We start from the raw sequence: 17,008 nt of genomic DNA, 5'->3' as shown, positions 1-17,008 counted from the left end.
GTACGTACTAGCGAGTCGAGTGTGTACTAGGATGGCCGTACTAGTCAACGGTGGGAGGAAAAATGGCGGCGACCACGCGGGATCGGATGATCGACGCGGCCATCGACGCGCTGCAGAAGAAGGGCGTCGCGGGCATGTCCTTCACCGCGGTCCTGGACGCCAGCGGCGCCGCCCGCGGCGCGATCTACCACCACTTCCCCGGCGGCAAGGCCGAGCTGGTGGCGACGGCCGCCGCCCGCAACGGCGACCAGGTGCGCGGGCATCTGGCCGCGCTACCGGCCCCCGACCCGGTGGCTCTCGTCGAGTCCTTCCTCGCTCTGGTCCGCCCGGTGGTGGCCGCCTCGGCCGACGGCGCGGGCTGCGCCGTCGCCGCCGTCACCGTGGACCCCGACAGCGGCGACCTGCGCACCGTGGCCGCCACCGCATTCGATTCCTGGACAACCACACTCGCCGAGCGACTGACCGCCGCCGGCGCGGACCCGGCCACCGCTGCGGACCTGGCTACCACCCTGCTCACCCTGCTGCAGGGCGCCCACGTGCTCTGCCGCGCCGCGGGCGAGATCGAGCCCTTCGATCGAATGTCGCGCGCCGCAATGGATCTCGTCCGCCACCGCTTCGCGCCGGGCGCTCAGGGGCGGTAGGCGCGCAGGAACGTATCCACGGCCGCATCGGCGACGGCCCGGAGTTCGGCCGCGGCGACGGCCCGATTGCCCTGGCGCGAGCGCGCTTCCAGCGGACCGCTCAGTAGCGCCAGGAACTGCTCGGCGGCGACCGCAGGGTCGCTGTGGCGTAGCCGTCCGGCCAGCGCGAGCCGGGCCAGCCGGTCGGCAAGCGCGTCGCGGAGCCGGATCGTGGTGCGGTCCAGGACGGTATCGACCAGATCGGGGAAGCCGCCCGCCTGGGCGTAGGTGAGCCGGTGCAGGGCGAGCGCGCGTTCGTCCGAGCAGGCCCGCAGCAGCAGCGCGGCGGTCTCGCCGAAGGCCGCGGCCAGCTCGTCGCCGGGCTCGCGTAGCGGTTCGAGCGCGCCGAGGGCCTGGTCGCCGACCGCGTCCGCGGCCGCCGACATCGCCGCGCGGAACAGCGTTTCCTTGTCGGTGAGGTGGTTGTAGACCGTCGGTTTGGCGACGGATGCCGCGTCGGCGATCTCCTGCACACAGGCCTGGGCGTAGCCGCGTCGCGCGAAAACCGTCAGGGCCGCCGTGAGAATGGCCTGCCGCTTGTCGATGCGGCCGCGGCTCGCCTTCGCTGTGGTCACCCGGTCATCTTACCGGCGTGTTCGTCCTATTGAACTCATGGGTTCAATCATGTCTACTGAATCGACTGGTTCGAAATATTGAACCAGCAAGTTCAAATGAAGGAGTTGGCATGATCGTTCACGTCCTGCGGTTCCGATTCCGCGAAGAGTCCACCGAGCAGCAGCGGGCCGAGGTGCTCGCGGCCATGCGCCGCACCGCGTCGGTGGAGTCGGTGAGTTTCGCGACGGTCGGGCAGAGCCTGGGGGATCCGGCCGAGGGCCTCACGCATGCCTACTGTGTGGGTATCGAGGATCTGGCCGCGTTGGAGCGGTATCTGCACGACCCGGTGCACCTGGCCGGGGATCCGGAGATCGCGCCGCATTTCGCGAAGCTGGTGATCGGCCCGGATATTTCGGATGATCCGGACCCGGAGCTGTCCGACAAGATCAAGGCGCTGCATCTGCGCAAGGTCGAGATGTATCCCGAATGGGAGGAGCTCATGGCCACCATCCCCGAGGTGGCCTTCGCCTGAGACGACGCGTCCCCCGTGGGTCCGCTGGTGCGGTTCCGCGGGGGACGGTCACATCTGTCTATATGGCTATCTGGTTGGCGAGCTTCGGCCATTCAGGTGGATTCGCCGTCACGATGCTCCCGGGAGAGCTTTGCGAGGAAATCCGGATCATCTTCGGGACCGATAACGCGGTTGCGCCTGGCGGGTGCTGAGCCGGTGCCGGCCGATCGCTGGGGTCCGAACGCCTTCCAGCACAGCATCGCGATGGCCACTACCGCGATGAGTGCCAACAGGTACGTCACGTCGCTCACCTCCTGACAACGAGGGTAATCCGAGTGCGTACCCGCGGCACCTGAAGCGGGAAATAGGTGTTACACGCGGGTGGCCTCGGTGGTGAGGGACCGCAGGAGTTGCAGAACTTCTGATTCGCGGAACCGGCGGTGGCCGCCCGGAGTCCGCAGGGAGCCGAGCCGACCTGCGTGAGCCCACCGGGTCACGGTCTTCGGATCGACGTGGAACAGGGCAGCGACCTGGCCTGGGGTCAGCAGAGTGTCCTGGCCGTTGACGGAACCCAATGCGCGGCTCGCCGCGGTGAACGCAGTCATTCGCAAACCTTTCCGTTTCGACAGATCCCTCATCAGTAGCGACATCGTTGCACTGCACCCCCTGGGTGTTCGAACGGTCTCGCTTTGGTAAAGGGGAAGTAATAGACAAAACGGATATCCGTTATGTGTTTACGGTCACTTTTGGCCTTGATGCAGCGAATTACCAGCGACATACGGGCTGGTCGGATTGGTTTTTCGGCCAGACGAGGGTCGCGGCAGCGCCCGAACCCCCGTCACCTACGCTGTTCTGCGTGAGTGATGCAACCCGGCCCGAAGGTGCGGGCCGCCGCCTGGCGCGCAGTTTGGCTATCTACACGGTGGCCCGGCTCGGGCTGGTCGCCGTCATCACCGCGATCATCATGGGTGTGGCCGCAGTCGTGAAGGTGGCCATCCCGCTCATCGTGGCCCTGCTGTTCGGGCTGCTCATCGCGATGCCGCTGTCGCTGCTGCTGTTCAAGAAGCTGCGTACCCAGGTCAACAAGGACATCGCGGCGGTGGACGCCAAGCGCCGCCGGGACCGTGACCAGCTGATGTCGAGACTGCAGGGCAAGGACGAGCAGTGAAACGCTGCGATCGCAGCGCACCCAGGGACTGGGTCGACAATGCGGTCCGGCTCATCGACGCCGACACTCAGCGCAGCGCGGACACCCATCTGCTGCGCTACCCCCTGCCGCCGGAGTGGGGCGTCCAGCTCTATCTGAAGGACGAATCCACCCATCCGACCGGCAGTCTCAAGCACCGCCTCGCGAGATCGCTGTTCCTGTACGCCATCTGCAACGGCTGGGTGACCGAGGGCACCACCGTGGTGGAGGCATCCTCGGGGTCGACGGCCATCAGTGAGGCGTATTTCGCCAGGATGCTGGGCCTGGACTTCGTGGCCGTGGTCCCGGCCAGGACCTCGCCGGAGAAGCTGGCGCTCATCGAGGCTCAGGGCGGCCGCTGTCACCTGGTCGAACGCGCGCCCGACATCTATACGGAGGCAGCGCGTCTGGCGGACGAGACCGGCGGCCACTATATGGACCAGTTCACCAATGCCGAGCGGGCCACCGACTGGCGAGGTAACAACAACATCGCCGAATCCATCTTCCAGCAGATGACTCTGGAGACGCACCCGGTGCCGGAGTGGGTCGTGGTGGGCGCGGGGACCGGCGGTACCAGCGCGACCATCGGCCGCTACCTGCGCTACAAGCGCCACGCGACCCGGCTGGCCGTGGTGGATCCGGAGAACTCGGCCTTCTACGGCGGCTACGAGGTCGGCGACCTGCACTATCAGACCGGAATGCCGTCCCGGATCGAGGGCATCGGGCGGCCGCGGGTGGAGCCGTCATTCGTGCCGAGCATCGTGGACTGCATGATCGAGGTGCCCGACGCGGCCTCGGTGGCGACGGCCAGGCACGCGAGCTCGGTGCTGGGCCGGCACGTGGGCGGGTCCACGGGCACCAATCTGTGGGGGGCCTTTGCCCTGATTGCCGAGATGATCGCCGCGGACCGTACCGGCAGTGTGGTGACGCTGCTCTGTGATGGCGGAGACCGTTATGCCGGAACCTATTTCAATGACGAATGGGTTGCCGACCAGGGGCTGAGCTTGACCGAGCCCACTGCGGTGCTGACCGAATTCATCGCCACCGGTACTTGGTCGGGATAGTTTTCGCACGGCACGACGGGTCGGCTGATGTCGGTTGATCACCCATCGAAAAGATTGCTACTTATTTGCCGAAATGGTTTGGTTGGGCTCGGATCGTTAGCGGGCACAGCGTTTTTCGCGCGTCTCGACGGGGTCGCGGGGCCCTCGGAGGCGTTAATAGGCCTTGACGATTCGGGGCGTTGACGGACCACCGGGCGGGTCACCGCGGTCGGTCGATCAACCGTGGCGCCGAGCACCAGGAGCCACGATTGCAGGCTCGATTGGGTGCGCCACATATTGATGCGCAACTCCGTGATGGCGAGCGTGTGCGGCTCGCGCACCAGCTTGGTGAGATCGGTGCGCTCGACGGCGACCGTGTCGGAGTGCCACAGCAGCGCGAAATCCGGATCGCTGAGGCACTTCTCGAGGATCTGGCGGCCGCGCTCGTCATTGTCGCTGCGCGCCAGCTGCATACGAAACCGACCGGTTGCCATTCGTGCTTCGGTATCCCAATTCACCATGACGGTGCGCGAGATCGGATTGAAGATCAGCCATTCCAGGTAGTTCACCCCGGGTGTGAGTTCCGGAAAGTACTCCTGGTGTGCGGCATTGGCCGCGACGGTGTCCCAGAGTTCGGTGATGTACGCCCCGATGGCCGGGTTGAGTAGATCCAGGTACTCCTGATCGGCGGGGGTGGGGTGGTCGGCCTCGAGGCGCGGCAGTGGCCCCTCGGCCAGCATCAGGGCATACTCGAATTCGGCCGGCGGCAGTTTCAGTGCGGTGCCGAGGGATTCGATGACCCGCCGGGACGGAGTGGCCCCGCCCTCGATCTTGGTCAGGTAGGGGACCGAGAGGTTGGCCAGCCAGGCCAGTTGGGGGCGCGTGAGATTCGCGGTGGTGCGGCGCTGGCGAATGTATTCGCCGAACGTGGGAACTCCATCCATTTACTTAGGCAGACCTTACTTGTATGGCCGTCAGTACATGCGCGGTGGCCGACGGATACCCGCACGATCCCTGGGGTGTGGGCGGTGCGGCCTTCCGTTCTGCTCCAATAGTTTGAAACAACAACAAAACTGGGGTCGAATTGGGGCGGGAACCGCGGATGGTGTGCGCGACTACGCGCCGTTCATTCCCTGGGACTGAACGACTCCCGCTCTCCGGTCCCCGTTCCCGGCCGTCACGTGATGTCAGCTGACGGCGAACGCCTTTCCGATCGTGTCAATTTTCGTTGACGCGCCGCAAGTGTCAACGTAAATTGACACTCATGAGTGAAGCAACGACTCTGGCCGCCGCCGCCGGCAGCCCCGACCCTCAGGTCGGGCTCCGCGCGGTGCTGGCACTGCGTCGGTTGCTCGAGCGGCTCGAGGCCATTCAGGTCGGCAATGCCCGCAAGCAGGGCTGGTCCTGGCAGGCCATCGCGGACGCGCTCGAGGTCAGTCGACAGGCGGTTCACCAGAAGTACAACCGGAAGGGCGGTATCCGCTGATGTTCGAACGATTCGACAAGGCAGCCAAACACGCGGTCGTCATGGCCCAGGAGGAGGCCCGCGACCTGTGCTCGTCGACCATCGAGGTCGAGCACATGCTGCTGGGTCTGCTCGTCAGCCCCGACCAGGGTCTGCGGGAAATCCTTGCGGCACACGGGCTCACCGCCGAAGGCGTGCGAGACGCGGTGGCCCGCAAGCGGACCGGCGAGCCGCTCGGTGCGGAGGACGCGGCCGCCCTGCGTTCCATCGGCATCGATCTCGACGCCGTGCGCGAGAGCCTGGAGGCCACCTTCGGCGAGAACGCCCTCGACCAGGCGGCCGTGCCCGCCGAGCAATCGCGCTGGGGCAAGTACTGGGGCGCGGACGGCGGCCCGCGCGGCCACATTCCCTTCACCAAGGACTCCAAGAAGGTCATCGAGCTGTCCCTGCGTGAGGCGTTCTCGCGCAAGGACAACCGCATCGAGGCCGGGCACATGATGCTGGCCGTGCTGCGCGCGCCCAATGCCGTCACCCGCCGCCTGCTCGGCGACGACGAGGCGATGCGGGTCCTGCGTGATGCGGTGTCCGGCTACCTCGACCGCGCGGCCTGATCCGGCCCGTGTAGCGACCGTCCTATCCGGATGTCCGGCCACCGAGTTGATCTCGCCCTACGATCGGGGCATGACGCTACTGATACGTCTGCTGATCAACGGGGTGGCCATCTGGCTGGCCGCCGCCTGGGTGAACGGCATCGAGATCAAGACCCCCGAGGACACCACCCAGAGCAAGATCCTGGTGATCGCGGCCATCACGGTGGTGTTCGCCCTGGTGAACACGCTGGTGAAACCGATCGTGAAGGTGCTCTCGTTCCCCTTCATCGTGGTCTCGCTGGGCCTGTTCCTGCTGGTGATCAACGCGCTCATGCTGTGGCTGACCGCGAAGATCACCGGCACCACGGATTACGGCCTGCGCGTGGACGGCTTCTGGGCCGCCGTGCTCGGCGGCGTCATCGTCTCGCTGGTGAACTGGGTGCTCGGCGTCCTGGTCCCGGACGAGGACTGAGACCGGCCGGCCGCCGATCAGGCGACGGCCAGCGCCACGGCCACCACGGCCGACCAGACCAGCATCGCCTGACCGGTACCGGCAAGGGCGGGAATCAATCCCGGACCGTTCTTGCCGGTCCGCACCGGCTCGTTGGCGCGGATCGCCAGCGGCAGCGCGACCAGCGCGGCCAGGGTCCACGGGCTGCGCCAGACCAGCAGTGCGAGCGCGAGGAACGGGATCAGGATCAGCACCATGTGCAGGGTGCGGGTATGCGCGTCGCCCAGTCGCACCGCCAGGGTGAGCTTGCCCGATTCGGTATCGGTGGGAATGTCGCGCAGGTTGTTGGTGACCAGCACCGCGCTGGAGAACGCGCCGACGGACACCGCGCACACCAGGCCCGCCCAGTCCACCCGCCCGGCCTGCACGAACTCGGTGCCCAGCACCGCCACCAGGCCGAAGAACACGAACACCGCGATCTCACCGAAACCGCTGTAGCCGTACGGGTTCCGGCCGCCGGTGTAGAACCACGCCCCCGCCAGGCAGGCCGCGCCCACCAGCAGCAGCCACCACGCGCTGGTGATCACCAGCACCAGGCCGATGACCGCGCCGATCGCGAGGCAGGCGATGGCGGCATTGCGCACCGCGGCCGGAGCCGCCAGCTTGGAACCGACCAGCCGCAGCGGGCCGACCCGCTCGTCATCGGTGCCGCGAATGCCGTCGGAGTAGTCGTTGGCGTAGTTGACGCCGATGATCAGTGCCACCGAAAGCAGCAGGCACAGTATCGCTTTCCACCACACGAACCCGTCGATCGAGGCTGCCGCCCCCGTGCCCGCCAGAACCGGGGCGATGGCATTCGGGAGGGTGCGCGGCCGAGCGCCCTCGATCCACTGTGCTGCTGTAGCCATGCTTCGCAGCCTAGTGCGAGAGCCGGCGGCCGCGCCCGCCCGAGTGCCCGAGGGTGCCGGGGCGGGCCGCGGTCAGCTTTCGGCCGCGGCCTTGAGCTGGGCCAGTCCCTTCTCGAAGTCCTTGCCCACCAGGCGATCCATTGGGAACAGCTTGCCGATGATGGCCATCGGGCCGTTCTGCGTGCCGGTCATGCGCCAGGTCACCGCGGTGGTGTCGCCCTGCGGGTGGAATTCGAAGGTGACCTGGTTGGTCGCCTTGAACGGCTTCTCGAAGTGCAGCTTGATGCCGATGACGTCGGAGGTGGCGGAGGTGATCTCCATATCGCCGCGGCCGGCCTTGCGGTTGCCGCTCCAGGAATAGCGGGCGCCGATGCCGCGATCGGCCCCGCTGTAGACGCGCTCCATGGCCGGATCGGTGTCCTCCCAGGGCGACCACTTGCGCCACTGGTGGAAGTCGTCGACGAGTGCCTGGACCTGTGCGGGAGCGGCCTTGATGACCGTTTCCCGGTGAATGTCGAATTCGGCCATGGCATGAGGGTAAGCGCTGTCGACCCCGGATGGGCCTCGCCGTCGATAAACCGGTTGAGCCGGGCCCGGCGCGTCGGGTAAGCCGGTCCGGTGTGGCGGCCTGACATCGGCCGTGCGCATCCGGCGACCACCCGCCCGCTCACCTACGATTGGCAAGGAATGAATTCGCACAACGGCAGTTCGAGCAGCACGGGAAGCGCGCGGGTGGCGAACGTGGGCGACTCGACCCTGGTGGCCCTGCTGGGCGAGATCGCACTGCGCCGCGACGGCGCGCTGACCGCCGTACCCGGCGCCCGGGCCCGGCTGCTGGTGGCGGCACTCGCCGTGCACCCCGGCCGCAGTCGCAGCGCGCAGGCGCTCATCGACGACGTCTGGGGCGAGGACCCGCCGCGCGCGCCGATGAACGCGCTGCACACCCAGGTCTCGCGACTGCGGTCGGCGCTGCCCGAGGGCGCGCTCGAGATCGGTCCCGCCGGATACCGGCTGGTCCTGGCACCCGAGCAGGTCGATCTGTCGCTGGCCCAGCAGCTGGAAAGGCAAGCCCGCCAAGCCCATATCGCCGGCGACGGCCTCGCCTGCCTGGACCTGGTGGCCGCGGCCCGCGCGCTCTGGCGCGGCGACCCCGCCGCCGATCTGCCGCCCGGTCCCGTCGCCGAGGAACTCGCCACCCTGGCGGCCACCCGCCGCCGCGCGCTGGACGCCCTGGAGCTGACCGCCCGCGAAGCCGTCGGTGACCTGCCCGCCGCCATCGAACTGGCCCAGCAGGCCGTGGTCGCCGACCTGCTGGACGAGCCCGCCCACGGCACCCTCATGCGCCTGCTCGCCGCGGCGGGCCGCACCACCGAGGCCCTCGACGTCTTCGCCACCCTGCGCACCCGGCTGGTCGACCAGCTCGGCGCCGATCCGGGCCCGGCGCTGGTCGCCCTGAATACCGCGATCCTGCGCGGTGAACCGCTGCCCGGGCAGTCGGTGGCATCGATCGGCAGTACTGCCGGCGCGCAAGGATATTCGGCGGCAGCGCCCGAATCCGGGGTGGTCCGGCCCAGCGCCTTCGCGCCCGCGGCCGACGGCGTCGTCCGGCCCGATGGGCCCGCCGGCGCCTCCGAGCACAGACTGTCCGTCGTTTCCGGTGGGATCGGCTTCGGCAGTGACGGTTCCGCGGCGATCGGACAGGTGGCGTCGATCGATGGCCGCTCGTCCGGTCACGCGCGCACACTGGGCCGTGCTGCGGGATCCGCCCGGGCGGCCGAGGCGCGAGAACTGGCGGGCGAGAACGCGATCGGACTGCGTGCCGCGCCGAATCCGCTGCTGGGCCGGGAGGCCGACCTGGCAGCGCTGGCGGAGATCCTGCGGTCCTCGCGGGTGGTTACCGTGCTCGGTCCGGGCGGGACCGGGAAGACCCGGATCGCCAACGAACTGGGTGCGCGGATGGCGCACGAGACCGCGGTGATGCTGGTGGAATTGGCCTCGCTGCGTTCGGAATCCGACGGTGCGGCCGAAACCCGCGACGAGATCGAGGTCGCCATCGCGACCACCCTCGGCGTGGCGGATGTGGTGTGGGAGACGACCGTGCTGCGGCAGGTGCGGGGCCGCGATATCCGGCAGAAACTGCGGGAGGCCCTCGGGGCGCGCCCGGTACTGCTGATCCTCGACAACTGCGAACACCTCATCGAACCGGTGGCCGAGGTGGTCGCCGATCTGGTGGGGGTGAGCGATCAGCTGACCGTGCTCACCACCAGCCGCGCACCGCTGGAGATCACCGCCGAGGCGGTGTATCCGTTGCCGCCGTTGACCATCGACGCCGCCGGGTCACCCGCCACCGACCTGTTCGAGGCGCGGGCCCGCGCGGTGCGCCCGTCGGTGCGGCTGGATCCGGAGGTGGTGGCCAGGCTCTGCCGGAATCTCGACGGACTGCCGCTGGCCATCGAACTGGCGGCGGCGCGGGTGCGCACCATGAGCGTCGAGGAGATCGAATCCCGTCTCGACCATCGATTCGCCCTGCTGCGCAGCGGAGATCGCAGTTCTCCGCAGCGGCATCGCACGTTGCACGCGGTGATCGAGTGGAGCTGGAACCTGCTCGACGAGCCACAGCGGGCGGCGCTGCGCCGACTGTGCCGATTCCCCGCCGGATTCACGCTGGCCGCCGCCGAATGTCTGCTGGCCGGGCCGGAGATCGACGATCCCGCCATGGCCGTCGACGGTCTGGTGGGCCAGTCGCTGCTGACGGTGCTGGAGGACGAGGACGGCGGCACCCGCTATCGGATGCTGGAGACCGTCCGCGAGTTCGGTGAGGAGCAGCTGGCCTCCACTCGTGAGGCCGGCCTGGTCATGGACCGAATGTCGAAGTGGGCCAGGGAATTCGCGGTCGACACCGCACAGCGGTACGACACCACCGAACAGGTGTCGGCGGTGCTGGCCTTGGGCGCGGACATGGACAACCTGATCGCCGTGCTGCGCTACGCGCTGGAACGGCACGATCCCGAGACCGTGCACACGGTGTTCCCGACCCTGGCCGGACTCTGGGTGTTGCGCGGCGCGCACGCCGAACTGATCAGCTGGTCGCCGCGCGTCATCGCGTTGCCGCCCACCACCTTTCCGACCGTCGCGGCGGAGACCGACCTCTACATCCACGGCCAGTTGATGCTCGGCATGCACCTCATGTTCGGCGCCTCCGACCTGCGCGCGGTGGGGCGGGTGCGGATCACGATCCGGCGCATTCTGGCGTCGGGCGCGCCGATGAGCCCGGTCGCACGGTATCTCGGCGAACTGATCACCCGGTCCCGTAACACCACGCAGCTGGCCCGGAGATTGAGCGCGGGTGTGCGGTCGCCGGATGAACAGATCCGGCTCGCGGCCCTGCTGCTGCGGGCGAACCTGTGCGAGAACAACGGAATGGCGTACCGCTCGATCAAGGACGCCGAACTCGCCATGCGCATCAGCGGCGACCGGGACACCTGGGGCACCGCCATGACCACGCAGCACCTCGGCAGCATGCACGGCCAGTCGGCGCGCTACGCCGAGGCGGTCGGGTACTACCGGCGGGCCGTCGAGTTGCTCGAGGAACTGCGGGCCTGGGACGAAGCCGTGGAGGTCCGTGGCCTGCTGGCCATCTCGCTGGCGGGTACCGGGCAGCCCGCGGCGGCCCGGCAGGCTCTCGAAGCGGCCCTCGGGGTGGTCGGCGATCTGCCCCTCGACGCACCGGTGACCAAGCCCAACCACCGGATCGCCGCCGTCACGGCCGCGCTGGCGGAAATCGAACTCGCCGAAGGGGATATCGACACCGGGCTGCGTCGCTTCCGGCAGGTGCCCGCGCTGATGGACTGGCCGCACAATGTCGCCATGCCGGGACCGGCGACCCTGATCTTCGTATCCGCCGTCATCGATGCCCACGTGCTGTCCGGCCGCGTCGAGCAGGTGCACCGGACCGCGGTGGAACTCGCCGATGTCGCGGTCCGTGTGATCGGCGGCCAGTTCTGGGATCTACCGCAGATCGGCTCGATGAGCTGCGCGATCGGCACCTATCTGCTGGCCACCGGGCAGCAGGTCGAGCGCGGTCTGGACCTGATCCTCCTGACGCCCAAGGTGTTCGGCCGCCAGGACTACCCGTCGATGCAGTGGCAGCGGCACCTGGACCTGCACCGCGCCGCGGTGGGGGAGGAGCGGATCACCGCCGCGCTGAATTCGGTTGCGGGACTGGGGCGTCGCACGGCCGCCGAGCGGATCATGGGCCACCTGAGGGCGATCGACGGCGCCCTACGCGAAACGCCCGCCCACCGGTGACCGGTGGACGGGCGTCCCAACTGCGGGGCGAGCGGCCGCGTCAGGCGCGGCGCATGTACGCCTTCACCGCGAGCGGGGCGAAGATCGCGATCACGACGATGGAGCCGATCAGCGACCAGGCCAGGTTGGCGCTGTAGACATTGCTGTTCATCAGCTCGCGGGCCGTATTGACCATGTAGTAGATCGGGTTGGCCTTGTTGATGCCCTGCAGCCAGCCTGGCATGGTCGAGACCTGGGCGAACGCGCCGGACATGAAGGTCAGCGGGAACATGATCATCATCGAGATGCCCTGCACCGCGGGTGCGCTCTTACCCGTAATGCCGATCAGCGCCCAGATCCAGCTGACCGCGAACGAGCAGAACACCACGACCAGACCGGCGACGACCACACCGGCGACACCGCCCGCCGGGCGATAGCCCAGGATCAGGCCCATACCGATGGTGAGCGTGGTGGCCAGCCCGTAGCGGACCATATCGGCGATGAGCGCCCCGGCCAGCGCCGAAATACGGGCGATGGGAAGCGATTTGAAGCGGTCGAACACGCCCTTGTCCATGTCCTCCCGCAGCTGGGTGCCGGTGACCACGGAGGTCAGCACCACCGTCTGCACGAGAATGCCGGGGATCAGGACGGGCAGATAGTCGTGCACGTTGCCGCCGATCGCCCCGCCGAAGATGTAGGCGAACAGCGCGGTGAACAGGATCGGCTGCACGGTGACGTCGAACAGCTGCTCCGGATTGTGCTTGATCTTGAGAATTCCGCGATAGGCCATGGTGAGCGAGTTCGCCACGGTCTGCTGCAGCGGAATGTGGTTGCTCACTTCGGGAATGGGCGCGGCCGTCGCCGCGTGCCGCCCGGTGGGGGCGGAGAGGGTCGTGGTCATGCCGCGCTCCGTTCGGTCTCGGTCTGGTCGTCCTCGGCGCCGTGCCCGGTGAGTGCGAAGAACACCTCGTCCAGGCTCGGCTTGGCGACATTGATCTCGTCGACCCGGATGTCGTTCTCGCGCAGCCGGATCAGGATGTCGGTGGTGATGCTGGGATCGGGCAGGGGTGCGGTGATGCGACCCGCCTCGGGGGTGATGGTGGCCTCGACGATCCGGCCGGCAGCGTGGGACAGCAATTCGCCCACCAGGTTTCGCGCCTCCTCGATGCGGTGGCGGTCGGCCAGTGTCAGCTGTAGCGTGGACAGCCCGACCGAGGACTTGAGTTCGTCGGAGGTGCCGTCGGCGATGACCTTGCCGCGGTCGATGACCGCGATCCGGTCGGCGAGCTGATCGGCCTCGTCCAGGTACTGGGTGGTGAGCAGGACCGTCGAGCCGTCCCGCACCAGCCGCCGGATGGTGTCCCACATCTGGGCGCGGGTGCGCGGGTCCAGGCCGGTGGTCGGCTCGTCCAGGAACAGCAGCGGCGGCCGCGCGATCAGGCTGGCGGCCAGATCCAGGCGCCGCCGCATGCCGCCGGAGAAGTTCTCCAGCGCCTTGTCGGCGGCCTCGGTCAGGCCGAATTCCTCGAGCAGTTCCGCCGACTTGCGTCGCGACTCCGTCTTGGACAGGCCCAGCAGCCGCGAGAAGATCACCAGATTCTCGGTGGCCGAGAGTTTTTCGTCCACGGACGCGTACTGGCCGGTGACGCCGATCAGCGACCGCACCGCCGTGGGCTCGGCGACCACGTCGCGGCCGAAGATGCGGGCGCTGCCGCCGTCCGGGCGGAGCAGGGTCGCGAGCATGCGGATGGTCGTGGTCTTGCCGGCCCCGTTGGGTCCCAGCACGCCGTAGACGGCACCCCGCGGCACCGCGAGACTCACGCCGTCGACGGCCCGCTGCTCCCCGAAGACCTTGACCAAGCCGTCCGCCTCGATGGCGAGAGTCTCAGCAGGTGTGTAAGAAGTCATGGCTACACCCTGCGGGGCTTGCCTTGCACCCCCCTTGCGCGGCGATTGCGTGCCCCGCGCAAGAGGTGATCACCTCTGCGCAAGCGGCTGACACTTCGGCGCAAGCGGCCAGTACCGCGGTGCAAGCGGACCGGCTCGGCCTGCTTGCGCTCAGTGCGTCGAGTCCGCCAGCAGCAGTTGTCGCAGTTTGGCGCGGTCGGGTTTGCCCGGGCCCCGCAGCGGAAGTTCGTTCAGCACGGCCAGTTCGCGCGGGGCCGCGATGGCGTCGAGTTCGGCGACCACATGGTCGCGCAGTTCGTCGAGGCTCGGCGCGGTGGCGCCCGGGGCCGGAACGATGGCGGTGGCCACGCGCTGGCCGAGCCGGTCGTCGGGCAGGCCCAGCACCACGCATTCGGAGACGGCCGGGTGGGTGATGAGGACCGCCTCGACGACCTGGGGGATGACCAGCAGGCCACCGGTCATGATGGCCTCGTCGAGGCGGCCGGTGATGGTCAGCACGCCATTGTCGAGGTGGCCGGCGTCCTCGGTCCGGAACCAGCCGGGCTCGGCGAAGGCGGGGTGGTCGGGGATATTGCGGTAGCCCTTGGCGATGGTGTCGCCGCCGAGCAGCACCCGCCCGTCCTCGATGCGTACCCGGGTGCCCGTCAGCGGTACTCCCTCGTACACGCAGCCCCCGCAGGTCTCGCTCATGCCGTAGGTGCGGAACACCCTGATGCCCGCCGCGCGGGCCCGGTCCAGCACCGGCTTCGGGGTGGCCGCGCCGCCGACCAGCACGCCGTCCAGATCGGCCAGCGCCGCGGTGGCGGCCGGCTCGTCGAGGGCCTTGATCAGCTGGGTCGGGACCAGCGAGGTGTAGCGGCGCGGCCCGCGCATGGCGGCGATCGCGCCGACCAGCGCTTCGGGCAGGAAGCCGCCGGAGACGTCCAGCACGGTGGGTTCGGTGCCGGCCAGAATGCTGCGCAGCAGCACCTGGATGCCCGCGATGTGGTGGGTCGGGAGCGCGAGCAGCCACTGTCCGGGCCCGCCCAGGCGCTCATGGGTGGCGTCGCCGCTGGCCCGCAGATTGGCCGCTGTGAGCATGGCGCCCTTGGGGTTTCCGGTGGTGCCGGAGGTGGTGACCACCAGGGCCACGTCGTCGTCGATCTCCTCGCCGGGGCGCAGGCTGCCGCTCAGGCGCTGGGTCTCGCGGCGGTCGGCGGTGGGAACCGGAAGCCAGGCCGGGCCGTTGCCCTCCAAGGCTTCTCGCAGATGCGGCAATACGTCGCCCACCGCTGCGCCGGTGGGCATGGGGAGGATTCGGAGGGTATTGCTCACGTTCGCGATCGTGTCATTCCGTGGGGCGGCGCGCGCTGGGGGCGGCGGCCGGATGTCGATGCTGCAGGGTCTCGTGCGGTCAGTCGGACGTCGGTGTCGCCAGCGGCCATCCACCGGCTGCGAGCCTGGAGGCCACCCGAGCGATATCGTCCTCGCCGGGCTGCTCCTTGGCAACTCGGGCAATCGCCGCCTCGATGTCCGCGCGCTCGATATCGGAGGCGGCCACCCGCTCGCGGATCAGCTCCTCCACCACCAGGTGCACCTCGTAGTCGGTGAGTCGCCGGTGCAGGACCGCGAGCAGCGCCACATAGTCGGACTGCGGAATGCCCTGCGGGTATCCGGCTTTCAGCCAGTCCAGCACCTTCTGCAGGACGTTCTGGCGCGGCGGCGGGGTGCGGGCCGGGTCGGCGGCCGCCTGGTTCGTTTGTTCGGGGGTGCTCACGAGCGTGCCTTTCGATGAGGCGGCGTCACGCGCCGAGCAGGTGAATTCCGAGTCGGGAGGCCAGGAAGCCGCGTGCGATGAAGAGCACACCGGCGACCACCGCGATCATGACGACCGCGAAGCAGAGCAGGGACGCGGCCAGGGCGGCGGTCCGGGTGGCGCCGGTCGCACCGTCGTCGACCTGGGAGCGGAAGCGGATGCCGACGGCGAACACGGTCGGCAGCCCGGCCCCGAAGATCAAGGCGGCCAGTATGACTCGCCACAGGTCGGAGAGGTTGTGCAGGAGGGTGTGCATCGCGGTCTCCTAGCCGATTCCGACGGTGTCGTCATTGCGGGGAGCAGCGGGGTCGGCACTGCGGCGAGCAGCGGGATCGGCACTGCGGCGAGCAGCGGGATCGGCACTGCGGCGAGCAGCGGGATCGGCACTGCGGCGAGCAGCGGAGGCACCGCGACCGTTCGAGGTGGCCGGGTCCGCCGCGCCACCCCACTCCTCGGTCACGTTGTGCGAGTTGACCACCGCGCGCTTGGACCGGAACCAGATGAACGCGGCCATGGCGATCAGCAGCGCCAGCACCACCAGCACGCCGGCCGTGCCGCCGATGCCGTGCAGGATGGCCCAGCAGATCGCGCCCGCCACGCCGGCCAGCGGCAGGGTCAGCACCCAGGCCACCACCATGCGGCCGAGCACGCCCCAGCGCACCTCCGCGCCCGGGCGCCCGATGCCGGAACCGAGGATGGATCCGGTCACCACCTGGGTGGTGGACAGCGGCAGGCCGAAGTGGGCCGAGGTGAGAATGATCGCCGCACTGGTGGATTCGGCGGCGAAGCCCTGCGGCGGCACGATGTCGACCAGGCCCTTGCCGAGGGTGCGGATGATGCGCCAGCCGCCGAGGCAGGTGCCGGCGGCCATGGCGATGGCGCAGGACACGATGACCCACAGCGGCAGCGGATCGCTGGCCTTGGCCGAGCCGTGCGCGATGAGCGCCAGGAAGATGATGCCCATGGTCTTCTGCGCGTCATTGGTGCCGTGCGCCAGTGAGACCAGGGAGGCGGTGCCGATCTGTCCCCAGCGGAAGCCGCGGGTCACGGTCCTCTCGTTGCTGCCCCGGGTAATTCGGTACACCACCCAGGAGGCGATGGAGGCGACCAGCGCCGCCACGATCGGGGAGAGCAGGGCCGGGATGATGATCTTGGCGAGCACGCCCTTGCTGCCCGCCGTCCAGATCACCCCGTGCAGGCCCAGCGCCGCGATGGTCGAGCCGATGAGGCCACCGAACAGCGCGTGCGAGGAACTTGACGGCAAACCCAACAACCAGGTGAACAGATTCCAGAGGATGCCGCCGACCAGTCCGGCGAAGACGATGTCCAGCAGGGCGCGGCCGCTCACCTCCGACAGGTCGACGATGCCCTCGGCGACCGTTGCGGCGACGGCGACGCTGAGGAACGCACCGACCAGATTCAGTGCTCCGGACAGGAGTACGGCGGTACGTGGGGCGAGGGCACCGGTGGCGATGGAGGTGGCCATCGCGTTCGCGGTGTCGTGAAATCCGTTTGTGAAGTCGAATGCCAAGGCTGTGCAAACAACGATCAGCAGAACGAGCAGTTCGGCAGACACACCGATCAGTCTGCGTCATGCTCTTTACGCTCCGTTAACCGGTGCCCCCGGAC

Annotated in this window: 20 protein-coding genes; 8 read left to right on the top strand and 12 right to left on the bottom strand. The window is 68.7% G+C overall.

The features are described from left to right. Positions 1-62 precede the first annotated feature (62 nt). Complete coding sequence (locus ACQP1O_RS39940; protein WP_433563451.1) at positions 63-641, top strand: TetR/AcrR family transcriptional regulator; 579 nt, start codon at positions 63-65, stop codon at positions 639-641. On the opposite strand, the gene ACQP1O_RS39935 is transcribed toward ACQP1O_RS39940, so the two are convergent. Continuing rightward, on the bottom strand, positions 629-1,255 hold the full coding sequence (locus ACQP1O_RS39935) for a TetR/AcrR family transcriptional regulator (protein ID WP_433563450.1): 627 nt from the start codon (positions 1,253-1,255) through the stop codon (positions 629-631). The genes ACQP1O_RS39940 and ACQP1O_RS39935 overlap by 13 nt on opposite strands. Before the next feature lie 110 nt (positions 1,256-1,365). On the opposite strand from ACQP1O_RS39935, the gene ACQP1O_RS39930 reads away from it, so the two are divergent. Beyond that, positions 1,366-1,767, top strand: a complete 402-nt coding sequence (locus tag ACQP1O_RS39930; protein WP_433563449.1) for a Dabb family protein — start codon at positions 1,366-1,368, stop codon at positions 1,765-1,767. Positions 1,768-1,859: 92 nt separating this feature from the next. On the opposite strand, the gene ACQP1O_RS39925 is transcribed toward ACQP1O_RS39930, so the two are convergent. Together ACQP1O_RS39925 and ACQP1O_RS39920 are read right to left on the bottom strand one after the other, a co-directional pair. Further along, positions 1,860-2,057, bottom strand: a complete 198-nt coding sequence (locus ACQP1O_RS39925; RefSeq protein WP_433563448.1) for a hypothetical protein — start codon at positions 2,055-2,057, stop codon at positions 1,860-1,862. Between the two features lie 60 nt (positions 2,058-2,117). Further along, positions 2,118-2,351 carry a BldC family transcriptional regulator gene (locus ACQP1O_RS39920; protein WP_051152909.1) on the bottom strand — a complete coding sequence of 78 codons (234 nt, stop codon included), beginning with the start codon at positions 2,349-2,351 and terminating at the stop codon, positions 2,118-2,120. Between the two features lie 251 nt (positions 2,352-2,602). Between ACQP1O_RS39920 and ACQP1O_RS39915 the strand changes: the two genes are divergently transcribed. Both ACQP1O_RS39915 and ACQP1O_RS39910 read left to right on the top strand, forming a co-directional pair. Then, positions 2,603-2,914, top strand: a complete 312-nt coding sequence (locus ACQP1O_RS39915; RefSeq protein ID WP_354851448.1) for a DUF4229 domain-containing protein — start codon at positions 2,603-2,605, stop codon at positions 2,912-2,914. Next, on the top strand, positions 2,911-3,996 hold the full coding sequence (locus ACQP1O_RS39910; RefSeq protein WP_433563447.1) for a PLP-dependent cysteine synthase family protein: 1,086 nt from the start codon (positions 2,911-2,913) through the stop codon (positions 3,994-3,996). The genes ACQP1O_RS39915 and ACQP1O_RS39910 overlap by 4 nt, the downstream gene beginning before the upstream one ends. Before the next feature lie 38 nt (positions 3,997-4,034). On the opposite strand, the gene ACQP1O_RS39905 is transcribed toward ACQP1O_RS39910, so the two are convergent. Continuing rightward, entirely contained in the window at positions 4,035-4,919 is an 885-nt protein-coding gene (locus ACQP1O_RS39905) for a helix-turn-helix domain-containing protein (protein ID WP_433563446.1), read from the bottom strand. A gap of 320 nt (positions 4,920-5,239) precedes the next feature. Here ACQP1O_RS39905 and ACQP1O_RS39900 point away from each other — a divergent pair, with 320 nt between their 5' ends. The 3 genes from ACQP1O_RS39900 (at position 5,240) to ACQP1O_RS39890 (ending at position 6,502) form a co-directional block, all read left to right on the top strand. Continuing rightward, positions 5,240-5,461: a hypothetical protein gene (locus tag ACQP1O_RS39900; RefSeq protein ID WP_040813561.1), complete on the top strand. Its 222-nt coding sequence runs from the start codon at positions 5,240-5,242 to the stop codon at positions 5,459-5,461. After that, complete coding sequence (locus tag ACQP1O_RS39895; RefSeq protein ID WP_433563445.1) at positions 5,461-6,051, top strand: Clp protease N-terminal domain-containing protein; 591 nt, start codon at positions 5,461-5,463, stop codon at positions 6,049-6,051. The genes ACQP1O_RS39900 and ACQP1O_RS39895 overlap by 1 nt, the downstream gene beginning before the upstream one ends. 70 nt (positions 6,052-6,121) lie before the next feature. Further along, a complete protein-coding gene (locus ACQP1O_RS39890) occupies positions 6,122-6,502 on the top strand; it encodes a phage holin family protein (protein WP_433563444.1) in 381 nt (126 codons plus the stop codon). Positions 6,503-6,519: 17 nt separating this feature from the next. Here ACQP1O_RS39890 and ACQP1O_RS39885 read toward each other — a convergent pair whose 3' ends face one another. Together ACQP1O_RS39885 and ACQP1O_RS39880 are read right to left on the bottom strand one after the other, a co-directional pair. After that, a complete protein-coding gene (locus ACQP1O_RS39885) occupies positions 6,520-7,389 on the bottom strand; it encodes a 1,4-dihydroxy-2-naphthoate polyprenyltransferase (protein WP_433563443.1) in 870 nt (289 codons plus the stop codon). 72 nt (positions 7,390-7,461) lie between these two features. Beyond that, positions 7,462-7,917 (bottom strand): SRPBCC family protein, encoded by a 456-nt coding sequence (locus ACQP1O_RS39880; RefSeq protein WP_433563442.1) that lies wholly within the window; start codon positions 7,915-7,917, stop codon positions 7,462-7,464. Positions 7,918-8,076: 159 nt separating this feature from the next. On the opposite strand from ACQP1O_RS39880, the gene ACQP1O_RS39875 reads away from it, so the two are divergent. After that, positions 8,077-11,697 carry an AfsR/SARP family transcriptional regulator gene (locus ACQP1O_RS39875; protein ID WP_433563441.1) on the top strand — a complete coding sequence of 1,207 codons (3,621 nt, stop codon included), beginning with the start codon at positions 8,077-8,079 and terminating at the stop codon, positions 11,695-11,697. A gap of 40 nt (positions 11,698-11,737) precedes the next feature. Here the strand turns inward: ACQP1O_RS39875 and ACQP1O_RS39870 are convergent, their stop codons facing one another. From ACQP1O_RS39870 to ACQP1O_RS39845, 6 genes are all read right to left on the bottom strand, one after another. Beyond that, positions 11,738-12,577 carry an ABC transporter permease gene (locus ACQP1O_RS39870; protein ID WP_433563440.1) on the bottom strand — a complete coding sequence of 280 codons (840 nt, stop codon included), beginning with the start codon at positions 12,575-12,577 and terminating at the stop codon, positions 11,738-11,740. Beyond that, positions 12,574-13,584 (bottom strand): ATP-binding cassette domain-containing protein, encoded by a 1,011-nt coding sequence (locus ACQP1O_RS39865; RefSeq protein ID WP_433563439.1) that lies wholly within the window; start codon positions 13,582-13,584, stop codon positions 12,574-12,576. The genes ACQP1O_RS39870 and ACQP1O_RS39865 overlap by 4 nt, the downstream gene beginning before the upstream one ends. A 150-nt stretch (positions 13,585-13,734) precedes the next feature. Next, entirely contained in the window at positions 13,735-14,871 is a 1,137-nt protein-coding gene (gene menE / locus ACQP1O_RS39860; protein ID WP_433567949.1) for an o-succinylbenzoate--CoA ligase, read from the bottom strand. Between the two features lie 106 nt (positions 14,872-14,977). Further along, positions 14,978-15,340: a DUF3349 domain-containing protein gene (locus tag ACQP1O_RS39855; protein WP_433563438.1), complete on the bottom strand. Its 363-nt coding sequence runs from the start codon at positions 15,338-15,340 to the stop codon at positions 14,978-14,980. A gap of 25 nt (positions 15,341-15,365) precedes the next feature. Next, on the bottom strand, positions 15,366-15,635 hold the full coding sequence (locus ACQP1O_RS39850; protein ID WP_433563437.1) for a hypothetical protein: 270 nt from the start codon (positions 15,633-15,635) through the stop codon (positions 15,366-15,368). A gap of 9 nt (positions 15,636-15,644) precedes the next feature. Continuing rightward, positions 15,645-16,955 (bottom strand): inorganic phosphate transporter, encoded by a 1,311-nt coding sequence (locus ACQP1O_RS39845; protein ID WP_433563436.1) that lies wholly within the window; start codon positions 16,953-16,955, stop codon positions 15,645-15,647. Between the last annotated feature and the right edge of the window lie 53 nt (positions 16,956-17,008).

Source organism: Nocardia sp. CA-151230 (genome assembly GCF_050942175.1).
Lineage (GTDB): Bacteria > Actinomycetota > Actinomycetes > Mycobacteriales > Mycobacteriaceae > Nocardia.
Note: the sequence above shows the minus strand (reverse complement) of the source record. Positions and strands in the feature narration are given on the sequence as shown.